Raw genomic sequence first — 16,374 nt, 5'->3', positions numbered from 1 at the left:
CGGCATATTGGCCCAGCTTGGCAGGATATTCAAGATATTTTTTAGAAAATGCTCCTGCCGCCGGTTTCCCGGTGGCAGAACTCCCCACATGGACGCAATAAAGGCGCGGCCCTGGCGCATGGCGTGAAGCGCTTGCCGGCAACCTCTGGCGGCCGTGGACGGCGACTCCGGTCCAGACCTTTTCTGTGCCGTGCCGCCGTCTGACGGGCATGGCTTATACGCTTACGGGGCAGGGAAATCCAGAGCTATTTTCAGCCTCTGGGGCAGCCCGCACTTCATTTTTGTTTCTGACCGCTTTTGTTCCTGACTACCGGCTGTGCACGGCACAACGATGTGTTCCGCCAGCGGGCATAATCCTGTCCCGTCAGTTTTTTCGTTTTCCTTTTTCTGCCCGGCTGCATCGGGGCGGGTTTTGAGCGCACGCGACACGGATGCGCCGCTGGCTGATGCCGGGGCAGGGCGCGTCAGTCCGCCGGCTGCCGGATTTCACGGCTGCGTGGTCTGCAGGGGTCATGCACGGACCGCCCAGAGGGAGTGGCATAGCGCCGGGAGTTGTCATGTTTTTATGAAACTGGTCATATTTTTATGAATGTCGGTCGGTTTCAATTGTGATGTTTTTCTCAAATAGTGAGTAATATCACACTTTTTCTTGAAACTGTGAACTGGCATGAGACTTGCTTATAATTATATAACATTCTGTAAAACAAGAACTTGTTCAAAGGGCGACAGCTTTTTTAATCGCACGGCAAGCGCAATCAATGTTTTCAAACGGTGCTCTTTTTATTGATGGAGGTGCACTCCCATGCCTTATCCGCGAAAGCGCGTCTGGATTATCGGCAGCGTCATTCTGGCAGCGTGTGTGGCGGTGGCGGGCGCGGGGGTGGCCTACACCTCCGGCACCAGCTTTTGCCTGTCCTGTCACGAAATGCGCGTATATCAGGAAGAGATGCGCCTTTCATCGCATGCGGCCGATGCCAAGGGCCAGCCCATCGGCTGTTCTCAATGCCACATTCCGTCAGGCAATGTGGTGCGCATGCTGGGGGCGAAGGCCTGGCTCGGCGTCAAAGACCTGTGGGTCCACACGACAGAAGGCGGGACAGATCTCGACCGCGCGGCCATGCAGCCCATAGCCCGGCGTTTTACCGATGACGCCAACTGCCGGGCCTGTCATCAGGATCTGGCAAGAAATGCCAAAAATGATGGGCCTGTTTCCGAGGTGGGCAGGCTTGCGCACGAAAACTACGAAGGCAAAAACGGTCAGGCCCGCAGCGGTTGCGTGGGGTGCCACCGTAATCTTGCCCACCTGCCTGTTTTTGACGAGCGTATCCCCACAAATCAGAAGTTCGCCCAGAAAATCAAGGAGATCCGGCCATGAAGTCCTGTAAGATCGTGCTTTTTTCCCTGCTGGCGCTGCTGATGCTGGGGGGCGCCTATTTCGCCTACATGGCCTGGGCTTTTCCCACTGACCGTTGCGAAGCCGCAAAGCATCTTTCTGCTCCACAGATGGAGGGCGACTGCTATAGCTGCCACGCCAAAAGCACACCTCGGGTGGCGCAGGAGTGGTATGAAAGCAAACACGGCATCACTCTTGTGCGTTGTCAGACCTGTCACGGCATGCCCGACGGCAAGGGGGCCATCCCCTTTGCCCGCAAGCCCGGTGTGGAGGTGTGCGCGCGTTGTCACTCCCTGTCCATGCAGCGTATGGAAGCCAAGTTCGGCAAACGTGATGATTGCGTAAGCTGTCATCCCTACCACCAGAGCCCCATGCATGGCCGGGCCTATGAATACCGCCTGCCCACCAACAAGACGGATCTGTAGCGCGTACGCGGCGGCCGCGCGCCGCAGGCTGGAGTTATTGCCTGAAAAAAACAGCCGGTCATTTCCGGCGGCACAGAAGCTTCCCGTATGACAGGGCCTGGGAATGGGCTGTGCCGGACCAACAGCGAGGTTGAACACATGAGTACTTCACGTCGTGATTTTCTGAAATATTTTGCCATGTCCGCCGCTGTGGCGGCGGCTTCCGGCGCGGGATTCGGCTCTCTGGCGCTTGCCGCGGACAACAGGCCGGAAAAATGGGTAAAGGGCGTCTGCCGTTATTGCGGCACGGGTTGCGGGGTGCTTGTGGGCGTCAAGGACGGCAAGGCCGTGGCTATTCAGGGCGACCCCAACAACCATAATGCAGGCCTGCTGTGCCTTAAAGGTTCTTTGCTTATCCCCGTGCTCAATTCAAAGGAAAGGGTCACACAGCCCCTGGTGCGCCGCCATAAGGGCGGCAAGCTTGAACCTGTGAGCTGGGATGAGGCCCTGGACCTCATGGCTTCCCGGTTTCGCAGCAGCATTGATATGTATGGTCCCAATTCGGTGGCCTGGTACGGCTCGGGCCAGTGCCTTACCGAAGAAAGCTATGTGGCCAACAAGATTTTCAAGGGGGGCTTCGGCACCAACAATGTGGACGGCAACCCCCGCCTGTGCATGGCCTCGGCCGTGGGCGGCTATGTGACCAGCTTCGGCAAGGACGAACCTATGGGAACCTACGCCGATATTGACCAGGCCACCTGCTTTTTCATCATCGGTTCCAATACATCCGAGGCGCATCCCGTGCTTTTTCGCCGCATAGCCCGCCGCAAACAGGTGGAGCCGGGCGTAAAGATCATTGTGGCCGATCCGCGGCGTACCAATACGTCGCGCATCGCCGACATGCATGTGGCCTTCCGGCCCGGCACCGACCTGGCCTTCATGCACAGCATGGCCTGGGTCATTATCAATGAAGAACTGGACAATCCCCGTTTCTGGCAGCGTTACGTGAACTTTATGGATGCGGAGGGCAAGCCTTCTGACTTCGAGGGTTACAAGGCCTTTCTTGAAAACTACCGGCCGGAAAAAGTGGCGGAAATCTGCCGTGTGCCGGTAGAGCAGATTTACGGCGCGGCCCGTGCCTTTGCGGAGTCCGCCGCGACCATGAGCCTCTGGTGTATGGGCATCAACCAGCGTGTGCAGGGGGTGTTCGCCAATAATCTTATCCATAACCTGCACCTGATCACCGGGCAGATATGCCGCCCCGGGGCTACGTCTTTTTCGCTTACCGGGCAGCCCAATGCCTGTGGCGGTGTGCGCGATGGCGGGGCGCTTTCGCATCTGCTCCCTGCGGGGCGGGCCATTCCCAACGCCAAACACCGCGCCGAAATGGAAAAGCTGTGGGGCCTGCCCGAAGGGCGCATTGCGCCCGAGCCGGGCTACCATACCGTGGCCCTGTTTGAAGCCCTGGGCAGGGGCGATGTGAAATGTATGATCATCTGCGAGACCAATCCGGCCCACACCCTGCCCAACCTGAACAAGGTGCACAAGGCCATGTCCCATCCGGAATCCTTCATTGTCTGCATTGAGGCCTTTCCGGATGCCGTTACGCTGGAATATGCCGACCTTGTGCTGCCCCCGGCGTTCTGGTGCGAGCGCGACGGCGTGTACGGCTGTGGCGAGCGGCGGTATTCGCTTACCGAAAAGGCTGTTGATCCGCCCGGCCAGTGCCGCCCCACGGTGAACACCCTTGTGGAATTCGCCAGGCGGGCGGGGGTGGACCCCCAGCTTGTAAACTTCCGCAACGCCGAGGATGTCTGGAATGAATGGCGCATGGTGTCCAAGGGAACCACCTATGATTTCTGGGGCATGACAAGAGAACGCCTGCGTAAGGAATCGGGCCTGATCTGGCCTTGCCCCAGCGAGGATCACCCCGGCACCTCGCTGCGCTATGTGCGCGGGCAGGATCCGTGCGTTCCGGCCGATCACCCCGACCGTTTCTTTTTTTACGGCAAGCCCGACGGCAGGGCCGTGATCTGGATGCGCCCGGCCAAGGGCGCGGCTGAAGAGCCGGATGCGGAGTATCCCCTGTATCTTACGTCCATGCGCGTTATCGACCACTGGCATACGGCAACCATGACGGGCAAGGTTCCCGAACTGCAAAAGGCCAACCCCATAGCCTTTGTGGAGATAAATGAAGAAGATGCCGCAAGGACGGGCATCAAGCACGGGGACAGCGTCATCGTGGAAACCCGACGGGACGCCATGGAGCTGCCCGCCAGGGTCAGTGACGTCTGCCGCCCCGGTCTTATTGCGGTGCCGTTTTTTGATCCTAACAAGTTGGTCAACAAGCTTTTTCTGGATGCCACGGACCCCGTCTCGCGTGAGCCGGAGTACAAGATTTGCGCCGCGCGCGTGCGCAAGGCATAGGAGGGGGTATGGCTATTGCCGGAATTGTCATCAGTGCGCCCCAGGAGCGTCTGGCTGGTCTGCGAGGATCGCTGCTTGATCTGCGGGGCGTGCTCGAGGTGCGTGAAGTGGCGGAGGCGGGCAAGCTGGCTGTGGTGCTGGAAAGCCCCTCACACACCCTGCAGCGTGATCTGGAGGAGATGAACGGGCTGCCGCATGTGCTCATGCTGGATGTGGCCTTTATCAATTACGAGGATGATCTGGACAGCCAAGGGCATATGGCCTGCCCGCCACACAGGCAGAAAGAACATTGTCTTGTGCTGTCAGAGGACGAAGCTGCCGCCGGGAGACTGCAATGAACGCGTTTCTTCCGCCGTTGCGTCCGCCCGGCGCAGCGGCGGAAGAAGAATTTTTACGGCTGTGCGTCCGCTGCGGACAATGCGTTGCCGCCTGCCCGCACAAGAGTCTGGAGCTGATGGGGGGGCTGGGGCGCTCGCGGCGCACGCCGCGCGTCGTGGCGGGCCAGACACCCTGCTATCTCTGCATGAAATGCCCGCCTGTATGCCCGTCCGGCGCGCTGGACGCCGGAGTGACGGACATGGCCCGGGCAAACATGGGCCGCGCCTATATTCTGAAGGATCGTTGCCACAATTACGCAGGGGGTGTCATGTGCATGACCTGCTATGACCGCTGCCCCCTGCGGGGTTCCGCAGTGGTGCTTTCCGGCGGCCTTGTGCCGGCCATGACCGCGGCCTGTGTGGGCTGCGGCATCTGCGAATACGTCTGCCCCGTGCAGGCTGTGGAAATATGGCCCGCATCAGCCGGGGGCTGCCCGGCGAGTGCGGCTCCAACGCTGGACGCGCCACGGAGCGGACTATGAGCGCGTATACTCTGGCCCGCAGATGCGTCCAGATAGGGGCGTTGGCTCTGTTCTGTACCTTGCCCTGGATCAATTGGGCCGGGCTGCGTCAGATCAGTGGCAGCCTGTTTTCATTAAATTTTTTCGGATTGCCCTTTGCTGATCCCGTGGCCGCCGCCCAGGTGGCGGCAGGGGGCCTGCTGCCTGCCGGGGCGCTGTTATGGGGTGCGTTATGCTCCCTTGCCCTTGCACTGCTTATGGGGCGCGTATTCTGCTCGTGGTTTTGCCCTTACGGGCTGTTTTCTGAACTGGTGTATGCTGCGCGCAGCCGTATGGCCCGCCGTTACGGCGCACCGATACTGGCAGCCAGACGGGCAACAGGGCGGGCAGCAGTGCGCAACCGCTCCGGTCGGGCCTTTGCAGCCAAGGGAGCGGTGCTTCTTCTGGGACTGTCGCTGGCCGGTCTGCTGGGGTATCCTGTGCTCAATCCGCTTGCCATGCCCGGGGAACTTTCGCTGTTTCCGCTGCTTGTCTGGCAGGGTGCGGGAGCCGCCCTGCTGTTTTTCGCCGTGCTTCTGCCCGTTGCGGCCTTGCTGCTTGAAGCCGTGAGCGGCAAGCGCCTGTGGTGCCGTTATGTCTGCCCGCAGTCTGTTCTGCTGGGCGCGGCGGCCCGCTGTCTGCCGGCCAGGGGACCTGGCCTGCGTGTGGCCTGGCATGCCGCAGATTGCACCTGCAAGGGGGAAAGGCCGTGCCGCGATACCTGCTCGCTGGAGCTTGATCCCCGGCGCCCCGGCGGCCCGGACAGGCGGGACTGCACCATGTGCGGCGATTGCCTGCGGGCCTGTGCCGACCGCGGTGGTGCGTTGCGCTGGACTGTCCTTGGGCGTTCGGGCCGCAGACCGCAGGATGCTGCCTGACCGGAGCGGCAGAGCTTTTCCGGTGCTGCCCGCAGAACAAAAGGTCTGTAACGGGCTGTACCGGCAACAAACTGAAAGGCCCGTTCCGGACAGGAACATACCGGCAGGTACGCTTTCTGTGGGGAACGGGCCTTTTTGTCAGCAGGCACCGGCCGTTTTGGGGGCCGTTTTCAGTACTGTTTCAAAAGTAAAATATTCTAGGATTCCGGCCGCAGCAGGGGGAAGAGGATGACCTCACGTATGGAGGCGGAGTCCGTCAGCAGCATGACCAGCCGGTCAATGCCCACACCCTGGCCGGCAGCAGGTGGCATGCCGTATTCAAGGGCGCGCAGGTAGTCTTCGTCCATACTGTGCGCCTCATCGTCTCCGGCTTCTTTTTCGCGCACCTGGTCTTCAAAACGCAGGCGCTGGTCCACGGGGTCGTTAAGTTCGGAAAAGGCGTTGGATATCTCGCGGCCGGTAATGAAAAGCTCAAAGCGGTCGGTCAGCGCGGGGTCGTTGTCGTTACGACGCGACAGGGGCGAAATTTCCGTGGGGTAATGGTAGATGAAGTGCGGCTGGACGAGCTTGCCTTCCACGTCCAGGTCAAAAAGCTTGGCGTGCAGCTTTTGCAGGCTTTCGCTGTCAGCGGCCTTTTCACCGCGCTGGCGGATGTAGTTTTGCACCCTGCTGTAGTCATTGTAAAATTCCGGCTGGTGGCCGCCAATGACGGTGAGCGAGTCGTAAAAACTCATGCGTGTCCACTTGCCGGGCGTGAGGTCGATCATTTCGCCCTGGTAGGGAACCACGGTTGTGCCGCAAACCGTCTGCGCCAGATGCGCAAAGAGTTTTTCCGTAAGGTCCATGAGATCTTCAAACGTGGCGTAGGCCCAGTAGAATTCGCACATGGTGAATTCGGGATTGTGCCGCGTGTCGATCCCTTCATTGCGGAAGTTGCGGTTCAGCTCAAACACTTTTTCAAAACCGCCCACAAGCAGGCGCTTGAGGTACAGCTCGGGCGCAATGCGCATGTACAGGCCCATGTCCAGAGCATTGTGATGGGTTTTGAACGGCTTTGCCGCCGCGCCCCCGGCCAGGGGCTGCATCATGGGCGTTTCTACTTCCATGAAGCCGTGGTCTTCCATAAAATGACGGAATTCGCGCACGATCTGGCTGCGTTTGAAAAATATTTCGCGGGCGCGGGGTGTGACGATAAGGTCCACATAGCGCTGGCGGTAGCGCGTTTCCATATCCTTGAGCCCGTGATACTTCTCGGGCAGGGGGCGCATGGAACGCGTGATGAGCTTTATGGTGCGGCAGGCGATGGTCAGCTCGCCCGTCTTGGTGCGGAAAAGATGCCCGGAAACGCCGACAATGTCGCCGATATCAAGCTTTTTCACCAGGCTGTGCGTGGCGTCGTCCAGATGTTCGCGCGCAGCGTAGCACTGCACGCGGCCCGTCTGGTCCATGATATGAAAAAAGGCCACCTTGCCGAAAGAACGGAGCGAAACGATGCGCCCGGCAATGGCGACGACATCTTCCTGTTTTTCCAGGGCATCGCCCTCCAGGTCGCCGAATTTGTCCAGCACCCAGGCAATGGAATGTTCCTTGCGGAAATCGTTAGGAAAGAGCGGTACGCCCGCGTCCAGGAGGTCACAGGCTTTGACTACGCGGTTTTTTACGACCTCGTTCAACCCTTCACGGGCGGCGAAGCTTTCCAACATGGGCATGAAATAGCCCGCGTACTTAGACTTGGTGCCCAGCTTGACGGCAGGCTTTTTATTCTTCTTTTCCCGATTTTCCACTGAAAAAACTCCTGAGATGCCCGGTCTTAAAGGATTGTAACGGTATGCCATTCACGAAGAAGCGTCAAGGATGACGTGCAGATGCTTTTCATGCCGCGCCAATACCCTGTTTGGCCTTGAAGTTCGCGAGGGTTGCGTATATAGATTTTCTTTCCTGTGACACCTTCCCGTGGCCCTGCCACGGATCATTTCCGTAAGGATACGCGTCATGCACAAGTATACCGCCTCTTTTCTGGGGCGCGACTGCCCCGGAGTGGTGGCCGCAGTCAGCCGCATTCTTGAAGAAAACGGCTGCAACATTGAAGAAGTGACCCAGAGCATTCTTTCCGGCGAATTTGCCGCCATTTTTGTGGTGGCCGCCCCCGATGCCCTGGATGCCCAGAACCTGCACCAGAAGCTGAGCGCCAGCCTGGCCGAGGCTAAAGTGGATCTTTCGGTGCTGGTACGGCCCGCCATTCAGGGGCAGTGGGGCCAGAGTCTGCACTGCGAACCATTTGTGATCACCGCCGACGGCCCGGACAAGCCCGGCCTTATCGCGGCCATGAGCCGCGTGTTTGCCCGGCATGATGTGAATATCGAAAGCCTCAAGGCTATTCTGGGCGAAGGCGGGGCCAATCATGCCCTTTTTGTCTTTGAGGTTATGGTTCCCGATGCCGTTGACCTTGGGCGTCTGCGCCGCGAGCTTTCCTGCGAGGGCCAGAGCCGCGACCTGAGGGTCAGCGTGCAGCACAGGGATATTTTTGAAGCCGTTCACCGCGTCAGCTCTTTTTAGGGCAGTACAGCTTTTGTATTGCTCTGGCGACGGCGTGAGCAGATGCCCGCCGTGGCGACCACACGCACGTACCTGCGCGGGCAAACGCCGTAGCGAGTGGGTCTTCACCTTGAGAACGCATATCATCAAAACCGATCTGATCCAGAGCGTTTTAGCCTTGCAACCATACAGGATACCGCCATGCTTTCCGAACGCGAAGTCATAAGCACCCTTAACATGCTCCGCAACGAGCACCTGGACGTGCGCACCGTCACCCTGGGCGTGAGCCTGTTTGACTGCGTGAGCCACGACCTAGAGCTTTTTACCGCCAATGTGCAGGCCAAAATCCGCCGTTATGCCTCACAGCTTGTTTCTGTCTGTGACGAGGTGGGAGACAAGTACGGCATTCCCGTGGTGAACAAGCGCATCAGCGTCAGCCCCATTGCGGTGGTGGCCGCGCCCTTTGGCCCGGACGGCATGGTGCGTGTCTGCAAAGCCCTGGACGAGGCCGCCAAAGAGGCGGGCGTGGATTTTCTGGGCGGTTTTTCCGCCCTGGTTGAAAAGGGTTTTGCCAATGGCGACCGTGCCCTTATCGAGGCGCTGCCCGAAGCCCTCGCGCAGACTGACCGCATATGCTCGTCCATCAACGTGGCATCGTCGCGCAGCGGCATCAATATGGACGCTGTGGCGCTTATGGGGCGGCAGATCCTCAGGGTGGCCGAAGCCACGGCCGACCGTGGCGGCATAGGCTGTGCCAAGCTGGTGGTTTTTGCCAACATTCCGCAGGACGTGCCCTTCATGGCCGGGGCCTACCTTGGGGTGGGTGAACCTGATGTGGTGATCAACGTGGGCGTTTCCGGCCCCGGTGTGGTGAAGAAGGCCCTGGACCGGGCCCGCGAGGCGGGCCGCAATGAAAAGGGCGCGCCCCTGACCCTGCTGGACATGGCCGAGGTGATCAAGCGCACGGCGTACAAGGTGACCCGCGTGGGTGAAATGATCGGTACTGAAGTGGCTACCCGTCTGGGCATACCCTTTGGCGTGGCAGACCTCTCCCTGGCCCCCACCCCGGCGGTGGGCGACTCCGTGGGCGAGATTTTCCAGAGCCTTGGGCTTTCAAGCATCGGCGCACCCGGTACAACAGCGGTGCTTGCCATGCTCAATGACGCGGTGAAAAAAGGCGGGGCGTTTGCCTCCTCTTCGGTGGGCGGTCTTTCGGGGGCCTTTATTCCCGTATCGGAAGATTCAAGCATTGAGGCGGCCGCTACCGCAGGCCTGCTCAGCATTGAAAAACTGGAAGCCATGACGAGCGTATGCTCGGTGGGGCTGGACATGATCGCCATCCCCGGCGATACCCCGGCGGCTACCATTTCCGGCATTATCGCCGATGAAATGGCGATCGGCATGATCAACCACAAGACCACGGCTGTACGCCTCATACCTGTACCCGGCAAGGGCGTGGGTGAGGAGGTGTCGTTTGGCGGCCTGCTCGGCAAGGCGGCCATCATGCCCGTGCCGGGCGGCAATGCTGAAGACTTTATCACCCTTGGGGGGCGCATTCCCGCCCCTATCCACAGCCTGAAAAACTGATGCCGTTTGCAACCATGCCAGTATAAATGAAAAATCCCGCCGAAGCGGGATTTTTCATTTATACTGGCATGGTAAAACCTGCGGGGCAGCACGGCGCGGGGCGTGTCCATCCGGTACAGATCGGTTTGACCGGGTGGTGAATATTTGTCATAGCTTTACTGTGCGGAACCGTACGCTTCGCAGGTGAAGCGCGCACCCGGAAAAACAGGATCAAGGAGACAACCATGCTGAAAACAAAAATTGTGGCAGCGGCCTTTCTTGCTATGTTTGTAGCGGGTTGTGGCTCATCGCTGGAGTGTGATTCCAGCGATGGTAAAAAATATGCCAAAAAAATCATGCAATCCTATGCACAGGAACTGGGTATAAAGGATCCGCATATCAGCTTTGAGAGCTTCAAGACCATGAGTGCGGATAAAAAATCCTGCAAATGCGTGGTTACTGCCGTCATGGGAGACAAGTCCGCCGAAAGCGCCACCGGGCTGAAGTATGCTCTTGAATTTGAGCTGCCGGAAACCGCAGACAGCCGTTACTATATTGAGATGATAAACTAGGTTCTCTTCAGGTGAACTCCCGGCACGTCTTGCTTCTGCCGCCCGGCTGCAAGGGATGAAAAAGTCCTTGTGCATGCCGTTTGCGGTGTATGCCGGCAGAGCGGTTGCAGGCCGCACTGGCTGCGACTGCGCGGGGCGCCCTGACGGCAACACGCCGCAGCGTTGCCGCGGGCTTTGCGCATGTAGGCAGCGCTGCTGTTTGTTGTGCCGCAACGCCGAAGTGTAGAACCTGAAAGTATTGCGAATATGTTTCGCACGTTGCCACGGTCTGTACGCAGTGTTTCTTGACGTGCCGTCAGGAGTGTCCGCGTTTCTGGTATGCTTTCCGGCAGCCTGTGTTTTGCCTTTTTCAGGCTGGCGGAGTCTTGCCACTGTTCATGCCCTTCCGCTGTTTTGTCAGCTTCACGCCTTTTGGCCGTGCCGCAGCGCCTGCCCGGCCTGATGCCGCCTTTCATGAATTCCGGCGACGGAAGCGCGCGTTTTTTTCTGCCTGTATGCAAGCCCGGCATGGGGGCGGCATGGCTGCGTCAATGCCGTTCTTTTATGTATAACGTCCAGAGAGGAAATTATAATGAAGTATTATGCAGCAATGCCTGTTTCGCTGTGCGTCGCGCTCATTACTCTTTTTGTTTGGGCCAGCGTCGCGCAGGCCGGGGGCGTCTGCCAGAAAAAAATGGCCCATATCCAGCGGCAGATTGATATCGCCAGGCAGCACAACAATACACAACGGGCGGCAGGCCTTGAGCGCGCCCTGGAAAATGTCCGCACATGGTGCACCGATGACGGCGAACAGGCCGAAGCGGAAATAGCTGTTATGGAAAAGCAGGAAAAAGTGCAGGAACGACAGGCGGAGCTGGACAAGGCTTTTGCCCGGGACAAGCAGGAAAGCAAGATCGCCAAGCGCAAACACAAACTACAGGAGGCCCAGCGCGAACTGCGGGAAGCCGAAAAAGCTCGTGATGCCCTGAAGTCCGGCAGATAACGGAAGTTTTATGGCGTTACGTTCAAAGAAAGATGGCGGCCCGGCGCAAGAGTCCGGACCGCCATCTTTTCTGCATGTCATTTCTGCCGCGTTGCCGCAGGCTACTGCACAAGAGGGGCAAGAAAAAACTGCCAGATCAGGGTGAGTAGCAGCAACGACAGCGAAACCATAAGAAAACGCCGCACCGCCGCGGGGCCGACGCGTATGGCCAGGCGGCTGCCAAGCCAGTTACCCACACAGCAGGCTGCGGCCATGGGCAGGGCCAGGCTCCACAATACCACGCCGTTGATCATAAAAACCACCACTCCTGCGAAGTTGGACGCAAGGTTCAGCACCTTGGAGGTGGCGGAGGCCTCCATAAGGCCCATGCGCAAAATCCAGTGAAATGCAAGAATAAGAAAGCTGCCTGTTCCGGGACCGAAAAATCCGTCATATGCGCCGATGACAAGGCATACCAGCGGCGTCAGTAGCCACAGGCGCGGGCCGTTCATGTCGGCTTCGCCGTAAGCACGCGCGCGCTCCTTGCGGGGCATGAGGGTTGCGCACATGCCTACAGGCAACAGCCCCACCAGAATTTTGCCCAGCAGGGCAGGCTCGGTGTGCAGTGCCAGACGCGCTCCGGCCCAGGAGCCGATCAGGGCAAAGGCCAGTCCTGTCAGGGCAACGCGCCATAGCACAAGGCGGCTGCGGGCAAAGTTGCCCAGGGCCACGCACGTGCCCAGGCAGGCGCTGAATTTGTTGGCGCCCAGGGCCGCATGCGGTGGCACGCCCGTAAGCAGCAGGGCGGGCATGGTCACAAGACCGCCTCCGCCGGCGATGGCGTCTATAAAGCCGCCCGCAAAGGCGGCGGCAATGCCTATCAGCAAAGGGATGAGGCCTATTTCCACATTACCACTCCTTGAAGATGATCCAGGCAGCCAGCACAATGAGGGCAAAACCCGCAACGTGGTTCCAGCGCAGGGGTTCGTGCAGCCAAAGGCTGGAAAAAATCATGAAAACCGTCAGGGAGATGACTTCCTGTATGGTTTTCAGTTCAGCAGCGGAAAAATGCCCGTAACCGATGCGGTTGGCAGGCACCTGAAGCAGATATTCAAAAAAGGCCAGGCCCCAGCTGGCAAGAATGACCACAGGCAAAGCCGCGCCCTTGTAGCGCAAATGGCCGTACCATGCGAACGTCATGAATATGTTTGATAAAATCAAAAGGCCAACGGTGGCCGCAGGGACGGGTATGTTCATGTCGTATCCGTATGCCTTGTCTGTCTGCCGGGCGGCAGGAGTGGAGCCGCCCGGCACGGTGTCGGGACAGTCCAGAGGCATACCCGTGCCGGTGCGGTGAGTCAATAACCGCACGAATGGCTGCATGAATGACAGAAAAAAGCGCCCGGCGTGTTCCGGGCGCTTTTTCCAGATTTTGTGCGGTCTGAGACCTGCCGTGCGGTTCCGGCGCGGCCCCGCAGGGGAGCCGCGCCGGGCGGGCATATCTGTGAGCAGGGCAACATTGAAAAACGGCTGTCTGCTCTGCGCGGATTTGTAAAAAACCGCCCCCCGAAGTGCTTGCAAGGCGAACATGTTTCGCCCGTCACGCCGAAGCAAGCCACCAGCGAGGGCCGCAGGGCTGTTTCGTCGCGCCATAAGCACGTTACGGCGCAAATGCCCTAGTGATCCTGAAGCATCTTAACCGCGCAGAACTTGCCGCACATGGCGCAGACTTCTTCAGTCTTGTGCTCCTCACGCCGTTTTTCAAGCATTTGTGGATCCAGGGCGGCTTTGGTCATGCCTTCCCAGTCCAGCGCCTTGCGAGCGGCGTTCATAGCTGCCTCACGTGCCACGGCGCGGGGGTGGCCCAAAGCCACTTCGCCTACATGCCCGGCCACGCGCGAAGCCATGACCCCGGCGCGCACGTCCGCCTCGTCAGGCAGGGTGAGGTGCTCGGCAGGGGTGAGGTAGCAGAGAAAGTCCACGCCTGCTTCCACGCCTAGTGCGCCGCCGATGGCTCCGGCGATATGGTCGTAGCCCGGGGCGCTGTCGCAGCACAGGGGGCCGAGAACATAGAGCGGGGCATTATGGGTGAGGCGCTTTATGCCCTGAATCTGGGTGCGCACCTGGTTGAGGGGCACGTGGCCGGGGCCTTCAATCATGCATTGCACGCCGCGTTCAAGCGCGTATCTGGCAAGGCGCCCCAGATTGATGACCTCTTCCCACTGGGCGGCATCGCCCGCATCAACGCCCGCGCCGGGGCGCAGTCCGTCGCCGAGGGAGAGGGTCACGTTGTAGGGAAGGCAGATGTCGAGCAGGCGGTCAAAATGCTCCAGCAAGGGGTTTTCGCGGTCGTTTTCGAGCATCCAGCGGGCCAGCATGGAGCCGCCGCGCGAGACAATGCCCAGAGCGCGGTTGTTTTTGACGGCCATTTCGGCTCCGCGCCGCGAAAGCCCGCAGTGAACGGTGACAAAATCCACCCCTTGCCGGGCCTGTTTGGCGATTTCGTCAAAAAGCTCGTCCGGGTTCATGCTGGCAATGTCGCGCTCCGCGTCCAGTATGCGCTGGCCCACGGCGTACAGGGGAACCGTACCCAGCGGCCGGGGGCAGGCCTCCAGCATGCCGAGGCGCAGGGCGTCCAGATCGCCGGCGATGGAAAGATCCATAACCGTATCGGCTCCGGCTTCAAGGGCGGCCTGTATCTTGCGCTCCTCGGTGCGGGGGCAGTTGTTCAGGGGAGACGTGCCGATATTGGCGTTCACCTTGACCCTGGCGGGCTGACCCACAAGAATGGGTTTGAGTCCCTTATGGGCGGGGTTGCCCAGCAGCACCATAGTTCCGGCCTCAAGGGCGGCGGTCACGCTTTGGGCGTCGAGCTGCTCTTCAGCGGACAGGCTGTCCAGATGGGAGTCCAGAAGACCACGCAATGCGGTATTCTGCGAAAAAAGTGTGGTAGACATGTGTGCCTCGCGGGTTGCGACGCAGGGCGCAAAAAAACCACAAGCAGCGGAACAGCTTGTGGCCGCGGCTTCCCTCCGGCAGTGCGAACTGCGTCAGGTTCAAGGGTCTGGGAAATCCCACTCTCAGCCGCGCAGTTGTCTGCACGGCTCCCCTAGCTCGAAGGAAACTATATCCTCGCCGCAGGCGTATGTAAAGTGCGGGTTGCCCTTCCGTAAAAACAGCATGCCCGGTTGACGTCAAGTCCGCAGCCTTGCGGCCGGCACAGGGGGGGCGTACGTCCTTGCCGGGGGCGAAGCGTCGCCGCGCGGCTGAAGCAGGGCAGGGATTGGGCATGGGCCGCGGTATTTCATATATTTTTCAAGGGGGAAGGGGCTGCGCGCCAGCGATATGGCCCATCGTCTTGCTTTCCTTCAGCGGCTGGCATAAATGGGGGGCATGCAGCGGAACAGATTTTTCAGCCCTCTTACGTGGCCCGTATTTTCCTTTCTTGTGGTTATTGCCGTGGGCGCAGTTTTGCTGCACATGCCGGCGAGCCTGCAGGAAGGCCAGAGCCTCAGCCCCATAGATGCGGCCTTTATCGCCACGTCGGCCGTTTGTGTTACAGGTCTGACGCCTGTGGACATCAGCGCTGTTCTCAGCCCCGCGGGGGTGATGGTGCTGCTATTTCTCGTGCAGTTGGGCGGCCTTGGCGTCATGACCTATACGAGCATTATTTTTTTGCTCTGGCGAAACCATGTGCCCTTTACCAGCCGCGAGGCCGTGAGTCAGGCGTTGCTTGGCGACGACTTCAACCTCAAGGGCTTTCTGTTGCAGGTGCTGGCCCTGGTGTTCAGCATCGAGCTTGTCACGGGCTTGTTGCTTTACTGGCACGATCCCGTGTTTTTTCATCCGATCAGCGCGGCTTTTCATGCTGTTTCTGCCTTCTGTAATGCGGGGTTTTCGCTCAGCCCCAACAGCCTCATGAACTTTCGGGATGATGTGACGGTCAACTGCATCATCACGGCCAGCGTTTTTTTGGGCAGTATAGGCTTTGGCGTGCTGCGTGAAGCCCTGGGCATCATTTCCGGCGGCCGCATGGGCATTCCTGTACGCAGGTTCAGCCGTTTCAGCCGCCTTGTGCTCAAGACAACGGTTTTTCTTATTGTGGTGGGCGCGGCGCTGGGCTTTGTCATCGAATTCTGGCGGGTGGGCAACGAGCAGGCGCTGGGCGATGGTTTTGACCTGGCCCTGACAGCTTTTTTTCAGGCTGCAGTGGCCCGCACTGCCGGTTTCAATACCGTCAATATGAGCAGCCTGAGCGAGGCCACCCTGCTGGTGCTCATGGCGCTCATGTTTGTGGGCGGCGGCCCCGGCTCATGCGCGGGCGGCATCAAGGTGGTGACTTTCAGGGTGCTGGTGGGCTATATTGCCGCGCAGTTCCGGGGCGACAGGCAGATCGTGCTTGAGGGAAGGGGCGTGCCGGCAGAAAACGTAAGCCGCGCGCTGACGCTGTTCTTTTTCTACTCGATGCTTGTAGGGTTTTCCACGTTTCTGCTCAGTATTACGGAATACGGCATACTGCACGGCACCGGGGTTGAGGGGCCGTCTTTTCTGCGCATTCTGTTTGAAGAGGTCTCGGCCCTCGGTACTGTGGGGCTTTCAATGAATCTGACTCCGGAACTGAGCGCCGAAGGCAAGGGTGTTATTATTGTCAACATGTTTGCCGGGCGCGTGGGCCTGCTGAGCCTGCTCATGGCTGTGCAGAGCCTGCAGCCCCGCAAGGCATATACAGTGGCGGAAACGCAATTGCCCATTGGTTGATGT

Annotated in this window: 15 protein-coding genes and 1 riboswitch; of the genes, 11 read left to right on the top strand and 4 right to left on the bottom strand. The window is 59.5% G+C overall.

Features of this window, described 5'->3' with window-relative positions:
* Nucleotides 1-802 precede the first annotated feature (802 nt).
* From ACZ495_RS08235 to ACZ495_RS08210, 6 genes are all read left to right on the top strand, one after another.
* A complete protein-coding gene (locus tag ACZ495_RS08235; RefSeq protein ID WP_394026254.1) occupies nucleotides 803-1,375 on the top strand; it encodes a cytochrome c3 family protein in 573 nt (190 codons plus the stop codon).
* Nucleotides 1,372-1,818 carry a hypothetical protein gene (locus ACZ495_RS08230; protein ID WP_012624251.1) on the top strand — a complete coding sequence of 149 codons (447 nt, stop codon included), beginning with the start codon at nucleotides 1,372-1,374 and terminating at the stop codon, nucleotides 1,816-1,818. The genes ACZ495_RS08235 and ACZ495_RS08230 overlap by 4 nt, the downstream gene beginning before the upstream one ends.
* 138 nt (nucleotides 1,819-1,956) lie before the next feature.
* Nucleotides 1,957-4,224, top strand: coding sequence for a nitrate reductase (locus ACZ495_RS08225; protein ID WP_464262039.1), 2,268 nt, complete (start codon nucleotides 1,957-1,959; stop codon nucleotides 4,222-4,224).
* 8 nt (nucleotides 4,225-4,232) lie between these two features.
* Nucleotides 4,233-4,562: a chaperone NapD gene (locus tag ACZ495_RS08220; protein WP_464262038.1), complete on the top strand. Its 330-nt coding sequence runs from the start codon at nucleotides 4,233-4,235 to the stop codon at nucleotides 4,560-4,562.
* A complete protein-coding gene (locus ACZ495_RS08215) occupies nucleotides 4,559-5,083 on the top strand; it encodes a 4Fe-4S dicluster domain-containing protein (protein ID WP_012624254.1) in 525 nt (174 codons plus the stop codon). The genes ACZ495_RS08220 and ACZ495_RS08215 overlap by 4 nt, the downstream gene beginning before the upstream one ends.
* Nucleotides 5,080-5,979: a 4Fe-4S binding protein gene (locus tag ACZ495_RS08210; RefSeq protein WP_464262037.1), complete on the top strand. Its 900-nt coding sequence runs from the start codon at nucleotides 5,080-5,082 to the stop codon at nucleotides 5,977-5,979. Before ACZ495_RS08215 ends, ACZ495_RS08210 begins: the two co-directional genes overlap by 4 nt.
* A 197-nt stretch (nucleotides 5,980-6,176) precedes the next feature.
* Here the strand turns inward: ACZ495_RS08210 and lysS are convergent, their stop codons facing one another.
* Complete coding sequence (gene lysS, locus ACZ495_RS08205) at nucleotides 6,177-7,763, bottom strand: lysine--tRNA ligase (protein ID WP_371261795.1); 1,587 nt, start codon at nucleotides 7,761-7,763, stop codon at nucleotides 6,177-6,179.
* 208 nt (nucleotides 7,764-7,971) lie between these two features.
* Here lysS and ACZ495_RS08200 point away from each other — a divergent pair, with 208 nt between their 5' ends.
* From ACZ495_RS08200 to ACZ495_RS08185, 4 genes are all read left to right on the top strand, one after another.
* A complete protein-coding gene (locus ACZ495_RS08200) occupies nucleotides 7,972-8,535 on the top strand; it encodes a glycine cleavage system transcriptional repressor (RefSeq protein ID WP_072311762.1) in 564 nt (187 codons plus the stop codon).
* Nucleotides 8,536-8,715: 180 nt separating this feature from the next.
* On the top strand, nucleotides 8,716-10,101 hold the full coding sequence (locus tag ACZ495_RS08195; RefSeq protein ID WP_012624258.1) for a PFL family protein: 1,386 nt from the start codon (nucleotides 8,716-8,718) through the stop codon (nucleotides 10,099-10,101).
* Nucleotides 10,102-10,325: 224 nt separating this feature from the next.
* Nucleotides 10,326-10,652, top strand: coding sequence for a hypothetical protein (locus tag ACZ495_RS08190; protein WP_012624259.1), 327 nt, complete (start codon nucleotides 10,326-10,328; stop codon nucleotides 10,650-10,652).
* Nucleotides 10,653-11,223: 571 nt separating this feature from the next.
* Nucleotides 11,224-11,634 carry a DUF1090 domain-containing protein gene (locus ACZ495_RS08185; protein ID WP_464262036.1) on the top strand — a complete coding sequence of 137 codons (411 nt, stop codon included), beginning with the start codon at nucleotides 11,224-11,226 and terminating at the stop codon, nucleotides 11,632-11,634.
* A 101-nt stretch (nucleotides 11,635-11,735) separates the two neighbouring features.
* Here ACZ495_RS08185 and ACZ495_RS08180 read toward each other — a convergent pair whose 3' ends face one another.
* The 3 genes from ACZ495_RS08180 to thiC form a co-directional block, all read right to left on the bottom strand.
* Nucleotides 11,736-12,521, bottom strand: a complete 786-nt coding sequence (locus ACZ495_RS08180) for a sulfite exporter TauE/SafE family protein (protein WP_012624262.1) — start codon at nucleotides 12,519-12,521, stop codon at nucleotides 11,736-11,738.
* Nucleotide 12,522: 1 nt separating this feature from the next.
* Nucleotides 12,523-12,870 (bottom strand): DMT family protein, encoded by a 348-nt coding sequence (locus ACZ495_RS08175; protein ID WP_041724676.1) that lies wholly within the window; start codon nucleotides 12,868-12,870, stop codon nucleotides 12,523-12,525.
* A 419-nt stretch (nucleotides 12,871-13,289) separates the two neighbouring features.
* On the bottom strand, nucleotides 13,290-14,570 hold the full coding sequence (thiC, locus tag ACZ495_RS08170) for a phosphomethylpyrimidine synthase ThiC (protein ID WP_012624264.1): 1,281 nt from the start codon (nucleotides 14,568-14,570) through the stop codon (nucleotides 13,290-13,292).
* A 53-nt stretch (nucleotides 14,571-14,623) separates the two neighbouring features.
* Nucleotides 14,624-14,734: riboswitch (TPP riboswitch) on the bottom strand.
* 272 nt (nucleotides 14,735-15,006) lie between these two features.
* On the opposite strand from thiC, the gene ACZ495_RS08165 reads away from it, so the two are divergent.
* The gene (locus ACZ495_RS08165) at nucleotides 15,007-16,371 is read left to right on the top strand and encodes a TrkH family potassium uptake protein (RefSeq protein WP_041724677.1); all 1,365 of its coding nucleotides are present in this window, start codon (nucleotides 15,007-15,009) and stop codon (nucleotides 16,369-16,371) included.
* The last annotated feature ends 3 nt before the right edge of the window (nucleotides 16,372-16,374 follow it).

It is taken from the genome of Desulfovibrio sp. GTC20076, assembly GCF_055385905.1.
The sequence above is the reverse complement of the archived record's forward strand: the minus strand, read 5'-3'. Positions and strand labels throughout refer to the sequence as shown.